The sequence below is a fragment of the Pseudomonas sp. UBA7530 genome (assembly GCF_002479365.1).
GTDB lineage: Bacteria > Pseudomonadota > Gammaproteobacteria > Pseudomonadales > Pseudomonadaceae > Aquipseudomonas.
Genome location: NZ_DLMS01000001.1, coordinates 1,140,411 through 1,147,288, shown reverse-complemented (window position 1 = coordinate 1,147,288; position 6,878 = coordinate 1,140,411). Strand labels below are relative to the sequence as shown.

General features: G+C 56.2%; 7 protein-coding genes. 2 read left to right on the top strand and 5 right to left on the bottom strand.

From position 1 onward, the window contains the following. The first annotated feature begins 634 nt into the window (after positions 1-634). Both B2U07_RS05560 and B2U07_RS05555 read left to right on the top strand, forming a co-directional pair. On the top strand, positions 635-1,840 hold the full coding sequence (locus tag B2U07_RS05560) for a lysozyme inhibitor LprI family protein (protein ID WP_023098557.1): 1,206 nt from the start codon (positions 635-637) through the stop codon (positions 1,838-1,840). Positions 1,841-2,086: 246 nt separating this feature from the next. Next, a complete protein-coding gene (locus B2U07_RS05555) occupies positions 2,087-3,337 on the top strand; it encodes a TerD family protein (protein WP_003090694.1) in 1,251 nt (416 codons plus the stop codon). A gap of 149 nt (positions 3,338-3,486) precedes the next feature. Here B2U07_RS05555 and B2U07_RS05550 read toward each other — a convergent pair whose 3' ends face one another. The 5 genes from B2U07_RS05550 to B2U07_RS05530 all read right to left on the bottom strand — a co-directional run bounded on the left by B2U07_RS05550 (position 3,487) and on the right by B2U07_RS05530 (position 6,877). Next, positions 3,487-4,098, bottom strand: coding sequence for a DUF6088 family protein (locus B2U07_RS05550; protein ID WP_023083423.1), 612 nt, complete (start codon positions 4,096-4,098; stop codon positions 3,487-3,489). A 14-nt stretch (positions 4,099-4,112) separates the two neighbouring features. After that, positions 4,113-4,376, bottom strand: a complete 264-nt coding sequence (locus B2U07_RS05545) for a BPSL0761 family protein (protein ID WP_041104676.1) — start codon at positions 4,374-4,376, stop codon at positions 4,113-4,115. A gap of 120 nt (positions 4,377-4,496) precedes the next feature. Continuing rightward, a complete protein-coding gene (locus tag B2U07_RS05540; RefSeq protein ID WP_023083424.1) occupies positions 4,497-4,799 on the bottom strand; it encodes a hypothetical protein in 303 nt (100 codons plus the stop codon). A 90-nt stretch (positions 4,800-4,889) separates the two neighbouring features. Continuing rightward, a complete protein-coding gene (locus B2U07_RS05535; protein WP_003090692.1) occupies positions 4,890-6,290 on the bottom strand; it encodes a DEAD/DEAH box helicase in 1,401 nt (466 codons plus the stop codon). Continuing rightward, positions 6,290-6,877 (bottom strand): hypothetical protein, encoded by a 588-nt coding sequence (locus B2U07_RS05530; RefSeq protein WP_003090691.1) that lies wholly within the window; start codon positions 6,875-6,877, stop codon positions 6,290-6,292. The genes B2U07_RS05535 and B2U07_RS05530 overlap by 1 nt, the downstream gene beginning before the upstream one ends. Position 6,878 lies beyond the last annotated feature (1 nt).

The following is a 6,878-nucleotide window of genomic DNA, read 5'->3' as shown; positions in this document are numbered from 1 at the left end:
GGGAGCGAAACCGATGCCGATCCGAACGCCTGCGACTCATCACTGTCAGACTGAGGCATGCCCTAACTAGGCGTCAGGCCGGAACCTTGGGCTGCGTCAGGATAGGGCCGATTCCAGCATTTTCTGACGCCTCGCCGGCAACCTCTAGGGCCTCAACCTGACAGGCCGTACGCTTAACGTACGATTTTTTCCGTTTTCTCTATCGTCCCCATGACGCTCGAATCAGCGTGCTCCGACGCCGCAACTCTTCTCCGGGATAGGGCATCGGATTTAGTGCAACTGTGGAAGGTTGCCAGAGTAGGGGGTTCCTGAGGATATCCTCCAGCCGCTAGGAGCTAATGAGGGCCGCGGGTGGTGTTGTGCAAAGCAACCACGTATGCGGCCAGTGCAGCATCACCCCCCGGAAGTAGCCAATGTGCAGTTGCTTACGTGGTTGCGGGGCTAGAGAATTCGGTTGACATCGGAGATTATCCTTCGCGACTTGAGCCTTCACTGTAACGGCACAAGGGGAGACTGTGCCAGATGCCGGCTAACTGGCATCATTCGGCTCGGGCGTTATGGTTAACGGGGTGCATAAACCACCCTGGGCCGCCAATAACGCAAATAGGCGATCAACAAGTAAAGGATGATCTCGATGCAACTTCGTGCAGCAGTCTCCGGTCTGCTTCTGGCCCTCCTGGCCGGCCAAACTGTGGCAGCAAGCTTTGACTGCTCCAAGGCCAGCAGCTTCCCCGAAACAGAAATCTGCCGTGATGGCTACCTGTCCGGGTTGGACGAGTGGTTAGCTAGATCCTATAAGACCGCCCTGGAGGTAAATCCTGGCCAGTCTGATGCGGTCCGTCAGTCGCAACGTGAATGGCTCGCGACAAGGAATGCGTGTACTGACCAGCAGTGCCTCGACAGCACTATCGGCGCCCGCATCCAGGCGCTTGATCAATATGTGACGGCGGAGAAGGGTAAGGCTGCATCGGCTTTAGCCCATGCCCAGCTGAACAAGCACCAGGAAGCGGAGGCCATCAGGCAGCGGCAAACTGCGGAGCGTCTAGCGACTGAAGAAGCAGCTCGACAGGCGCAGATCGAGAATCAGCGCCAGTTGGCAATCATCGAACTCCAGCAGCGTGCTCAGGCCGCCCAAGCGCTCGAAACTCAACGTGCTGGAGAGCACCAGCAGGTACCAGCCCAGATGCCGCAGTACCAACCCCCTCAAAAGGTTGCGCCAGCTTCGAGTGCAACCTCGTCCTCGCCGTCATACCGCTCGCCGGAGAAGACTCTGTGGCAGCAGTTCAAATCTAGCCCGGCCTGGAAGTACTTGCTGCTGGCGGGGGCACTTCTGACAGCTTGGGCGATGTGGAGACACCATCAGGGGCAAACAACCATCTACAACGACTACACGGATGCCGCGATTACGAACCTCTTGCCGGCTGCAGGCGTGGTACTGGCCTTCTTGATGAACTGGCTCGAGCTGCCTCGTCAACTCGCAATGGTGGCAGGCCTCACGGGTTTCATGTTTGCATTGATGTTCGCGGTGTATGCGTCTGTGCGAACCAATCAGGGATGGATGAGCATCAGCTTGTCGCTCATCGCCAAGATGACTCTGGTGTCAGTATTCTATGCAGTAATAGGCGTACTGGTGGCATCGCTATTCTTAAGCACCAAGTACAAAGGGGAGTCCCAGGCGAGAGCGAATGCAAGGAACCGACGGGAGAAGAAAGAAACGATGGCCATGATCTCCGTGCTCACTACTGCCTACACCTTCCTTTCGGCTTGGCTGTGCCGACGGCAAGAGTTCATCTCTGTTTCTGAATGCCTAGCTTTTGACTCGACCGCAAGCGTTGCTTAAGTCAACTCATGAGGCGCGGTCATCGCGCCTCATGCTGATTCAGCCTCGGCGGCATCAATGTCTTCCGCATCCCACAAATCAGTTTTATTGCTCAGTATCCTGCAGCCCGGATTGGCTTCAACCTTTCCCTTCTCTAGTTACACTTCACTTTGGAGATTCGGCCCTGAATGGACGAGTGTGGGACCTCGCTTCATGCAATCCAGGCTTACTTTGCCTGCACATAAACCAAGGAATAGGCGACCAGAATTGAATCAATCCCTCAAGCCCGGCGAGAACACCACCATCAACCAGTCGAAAGGTCAGGTGCTGGTAACGCATTCTGCCGGCGCAAACCTCGACGTGAACCTGACGGCCTTCCTCATCACTGACTCCGGAAAAGTGGTCGATGACAGTGGGATGGTCTTCTTCAATGCGCCGGAGCATGCGTCCGGCGCGGCCGCATTCTCGCCTCCCATCATCCAGGCCGGCTCGATCAGTCACAGCATCAGCTTTGATCTGAGTCGCCTGCCAGCCGCTATCTCGAAGATCGCCATCACCTTGACCCAAGATGGCACCGGAGGAGGTTTCGCAGGAGTACCAAACCTCAGCGCACGTGTTCTTGCCGGCGACCAGGTGCTGGATCTTGCGCCTGGGGCATTTGAGCGGGAGACGGGCATCATCGTACTCGAGCTCTACGTCCGAAACGGTCAAGCGAAGGCGCGCTCTGTCTGGCAGGGTTTCGCCTCGGGCCTGGTCGGGCTCTGTGGCATGTATGGAGTCGAGGTCGACGATGAGCCGGCAACTGCCCCGATCCCAGCCGCGCCCCCTGCGAAACCGGTCAGCATCACCAAGACGGTGATCACCTTGGACAAACCCGGGAGCACGCACAAGGTCTCTCTGGAGAAAGGCGCGGCCGCGCCGAAGGTCATCAAGGTCAGCGCCAGGTGGGTGGACAACGGAGACGGTCGAGACAACGACGACCTTGACCTGCGAATCGGTATCCTTCGCCCAGACGGTCGGATGTCCATCATTCAGGCGCCTGACAAGCGCGGTTCCTTCGAGGCTGACCCCTTCGTGTTCCATACCGGCGATGTGGTAAGCGCGAGCACCTCTGCCCCAGGGATCGAAACCGTCGAGATCAATGCAGCCATCTCTCATCTTATGGGCGGCAAAGTCGCGCTGGTCTGCAGCGTCTATTCCGCCGTCGACAACGGAGCAGTGTCGGTTGCCTCCCTCAAGCCGAAAATGCGGATGGAGTACGGGGACGAGGTCGTAGAGTGTGCCTTCGAATTCAAAGGAGGATTTTTCAGTAGCCTGGTTTACACCTACGTCTTGGGGATGATCGAGATCGATGGCGACGAAATTCGCATCAGCCCCAGTGGCGTTACCTCCAAAACTGGATCGGAAGCCACGCCTTGGCTAACCCGCAAAGGGGACAGGGTCGAGTTGACGATGGACGGCCCGCATGTATTTAAAGGCCGTCCGCTTGAGCGCAAAGGGAACAAGCATTACGTGTGATGGCGATAGCCCGGTGCCCAGGCGTTCGCCTTGCACCGGGCTCGTGCTACTTGACCCTCCAAGGGGACTGGTAGGTAGGGAGATCGCCGCGGGATCGTTGACGACAATGCCCCCATGCGCGGGCAGCTCATCGTAAGGTAGCGATTCCGCTATTTCACACTTTCAACCTTCAACACCGTGCTCATCCATTTTGGTAGTTTGCAGGCCAGCAACTTGACAAAGTCTTCAGGTCTGAGTCCTTTCTTGATCGCTGCTATGCATTCCGGAGTGGAGCCTTCTTTGCCGAGATAATACAGTGCGCTGATAGCCACCCCTACCTCAGTTCCTGCATGCTGCATGACCATCGTTGTCGCATGTATTAGCCTGATTTCAGCGTTTCCTATGAATACTGAGCGGCTGGCGCCGTTAGTGTAAAAGATTGGAATAAGCGGCATCTGGGTACTGAGCCCAAACCTCCTGACGGCATTGGCACCATGGATTTGTAAAGACAAGTGCTTCTGCCTGGCAATTACGCTGATCAATTGCCAGTGGTTGGGACGAGCCCTGGCAACGTAAAGTCCGGGTTTCGGGCGCATATAAATCCCACGATACACCCGTTCGAGTTCGCCTCGTTTGACCAGTCGAGCTATTGCCTTGGATACGGCATTTTTCGTTCCAAACCCTGTGAAACGGCTAATGCTGAACGGCTGCCCTTTAGGTAGTCGCTTGACTCGTTGCGTAATCCGGGCGTATACCGACTGGGCTTGATCAGTGCTGAGCATCGTGGCATTTACGCCTATAGCGTGAAGTCTAACGACGAACTGAAAAGTGGCTGATGGAACGCAATCACCCTTCGCCGATATTCATCATCTTGAGCGTCATTTACTAGGCACTCTTCGAGGCGCCCCAGCGAGAAAACTTGATCGGCTGAGGGGTAGTGTCTAAGCAGGCTTTTCGCATAGCTGCGAATGTCATCAGGTAGCTCAGTGTTACGAGAGAGGTCGCGGAGAAAAGCTTCGGTCTTGACGACACTCCGGGTTCTTTCATGCGGAAGGGTCAAAGCGGCTACCTCCTTATTCGGTTATTCCAATCTACGAGACCAGAACGGGCAAGTCGCGCGCTTACCCCTAATTTGTCCGCGATTCGACGTGGTGCGGCTGATGGATTTTCAGCCCTACAATCAGTTTTTTTCCCAGTAGTTATCTTTGCTGACCAGACCAAAATCTTCAGAAGCAAATGGCTGATCATCATCGAACATACCATTGACCATGCGCTCCCGACGCAACCCACTCAGCACCCTGAAAAAGCAGGGCTCACAGAGATGCACCCGGTAGTGCTGCCCATCATGCGGGGAGCCATATCCCCATTGGGCTTCAAGCTTGCCGTATTGGGGACCGTAGCCGGGAATACCCGTGCCAGAGCGGCACACGTCGCAGATCACATCCTCAACGACATCGACCAATGCCTGCGACTTAATCTCCATGTACACCTCACGATTACGTTCCAAACGACGCCGGCCGGGTATGGAATCATGAACACCAACATCATTGGATCTGCCTCGACTGGCTGAGCATCAAAAACAAGCCAGTAGCTGCTGCCGATAATGCTGGGAAAAGCTGACCTGGTAAGCGGGCTCAATTGCAAAGCCATCCAGCGAAATGATGTCCGTAGGCTGCGATCCAATACCCGGTTCTGCACTACCTAACCCCGCACCGCCGAAACCTTCGACATGACCCAAAGTGCCCATCGGCTCAGGTTTGGACCCTGGAGTAAAACCAGGCATCTGCACATCGCTCAAAACTGCCAGGTCATCAGGCAAGTCATTCGATATTCGCTCCGCAAAGCCCTGAAGCGTTGACTCCGCTAACATGAATAGCCACGCTTGGTCGTCGGACTCACCTGTGCGCCGCAGCACTCGTCCCAGCACTTGCCGGTAATGCAGTTCGGTGCGGATACGGCTGAGATAGCAGCACACTTGCAGGCGGGGAATGTCGGTACCTTCGCTGATCATTCCGACGGCCACAATCCAGCGGCAGGCGCTGCTCCGGAATGCATTGATCACCTGCTGCGCATCCGGGGTTTTGTTGGTCACGATGCGGCACTCTTCACCCATTGCTTCTAGAGCCAGTGTAACTTGCTGGGCGTGTTCGATGTCTGTGGCCACCACCAAACCAGCGGCATCAGGTTTGATCTGGCGTAGCTCGTTCAGCTTGCTGCAGCCAAGATCGAGGATTGGATTGATCACCTCGTCATGACGCAGAAGTTCCTCATAGGTGACAGGTGACTCCCCTAAAAGCTTGGCGATGCTGGGAAACAGCCTCACGGAGCTATTCGCGCCAAGCTCTTCCGTAAGTTTCACCTTCTGATTGTCGAGCAACACAATGCGAGGTGATCGGCACACGTCGTCGGCAATGGCATCTTTCAAGCCATAACGGTAATCACAGATCAGATGCCCCTCGGGCGAAGAGTAGCGAGCCAATGCGATGGCCTTGTCGTCCGAACGCCAGGGCGTGCCAGACAGGGCCAACGTGAAGGCAGCCCGATCCTGTATCCGATGCAGTATCTGCTGCCCCCAGGCATTGCTGAGCAGCGGATCGTGGCCGGCGCAATGGTGGATCTCATCGAAGACCACGAACACCCGGTAGTCATCAAGCAGCTGCCAGAATCCCTCATCACGGTATTCCATGGCCTGATAGGTATAAGCCGCGCCCACGGCACCTATCTGGCCGTCGAGACGCCTGCCTAGCACAGCCGCAAAGGTCGAACGAAAACCCTCCACGACCTGGCAGGACGGCGCAAAGCACAGCACCAAATCGATTCTGTCCTGCTCAAGCAGTCGGCTGGCCAGTTCTGCAGCCATGCGTGTCTTTCCGGCTCCCGGCGTAGCCTGGCAGAAGAAGTGCGGCGTGACGGTAAAGTGCTCCAACGCCCGAGTGATGCAGCTGTCCTGCCAGCTCCGTAGCGAACTGCTCATCATGGTGCAGCGAGCGTTTTGAGGGCCTTTTCGATGGCGCGCAGATGCCCCAAGAGGCGAGAACTGCGATCCCTGGCTTCCAGGTAATCGCCTTCAAGCTTGTCCCGGAAATGCGGCATTTCGTCCAGAAGCAGTTTGAATCGCTCTGCCTCGCCCATTGAGGTGAGAAAGTCCAAGCGGATTTCCTTGTGGAGCGCTTCCAACTGCAAATCCGTATTGGCTGACGACTTAAGTGGCAAAGCTTCCACGTCGGGTACTGCCGTGTCTGGTTCGGGCACTCCGGCAACCATAAGGCTGTTCTCAAAACCGTTGTCGATCAGTTCCAGTTGCAGATGTACTGGAATCGGCTGCAGGTGGTAGACCTGTCCTCGAACACGACGATCCTTATCCAGCACAACCCAGCCTGCGCGCACTAATCGGCGGATCTGCTCATACACATAGCGGCGCACATCGGCGATACGGAAATGTGTGCCACTCAAGCGAGCGGCATAAGCATCGCGCAGTTCACGGGTCGTAAACGTTGTACGCCCTGGCTCCTGAAGCAGCTCATACAGACGCCTGTCGAAGATAAGCGAGGCCGATTTCATT

Coding starts and splice junctions, on each gene's coding strand:
- B2U07_RS05540 (WP_023083424.1), bottom strand. CDS start 4,799: ATGGAGATTAAGTCGCAGGCATTGGTCGATGTCGTTGAGGATGTGATC.
- B2U07_RS05535 (WP_003090692.1), bottom strand. CDS start 6,290: ATGAGCAGTTCGCTACGGAGCTGGCAGGACAGCTGCATCACTCGGGCG.
- B2U07_RS05560 (WP_023098557.1), top strand. CDS start 635: ATGCAACTTCGTGCAGCAGTCTCCGGTCTGCTTCTGGCCCTCCTGGCC.
- B2U07_RS05530 (WP_003090691.1), bottom strand. CDS start 6,877: ATGAAATCGGCCTCGCTTATCTTCGACAGGCGTCTGTATGAGCTGCTT.
- B2U07_RS05550 (WP_023083423.1), bottom strand. CDS start 4,098: ATGCTCAGCACTGATCAAGCCCAGTCGGTATACGCCCGGATTACGCAA.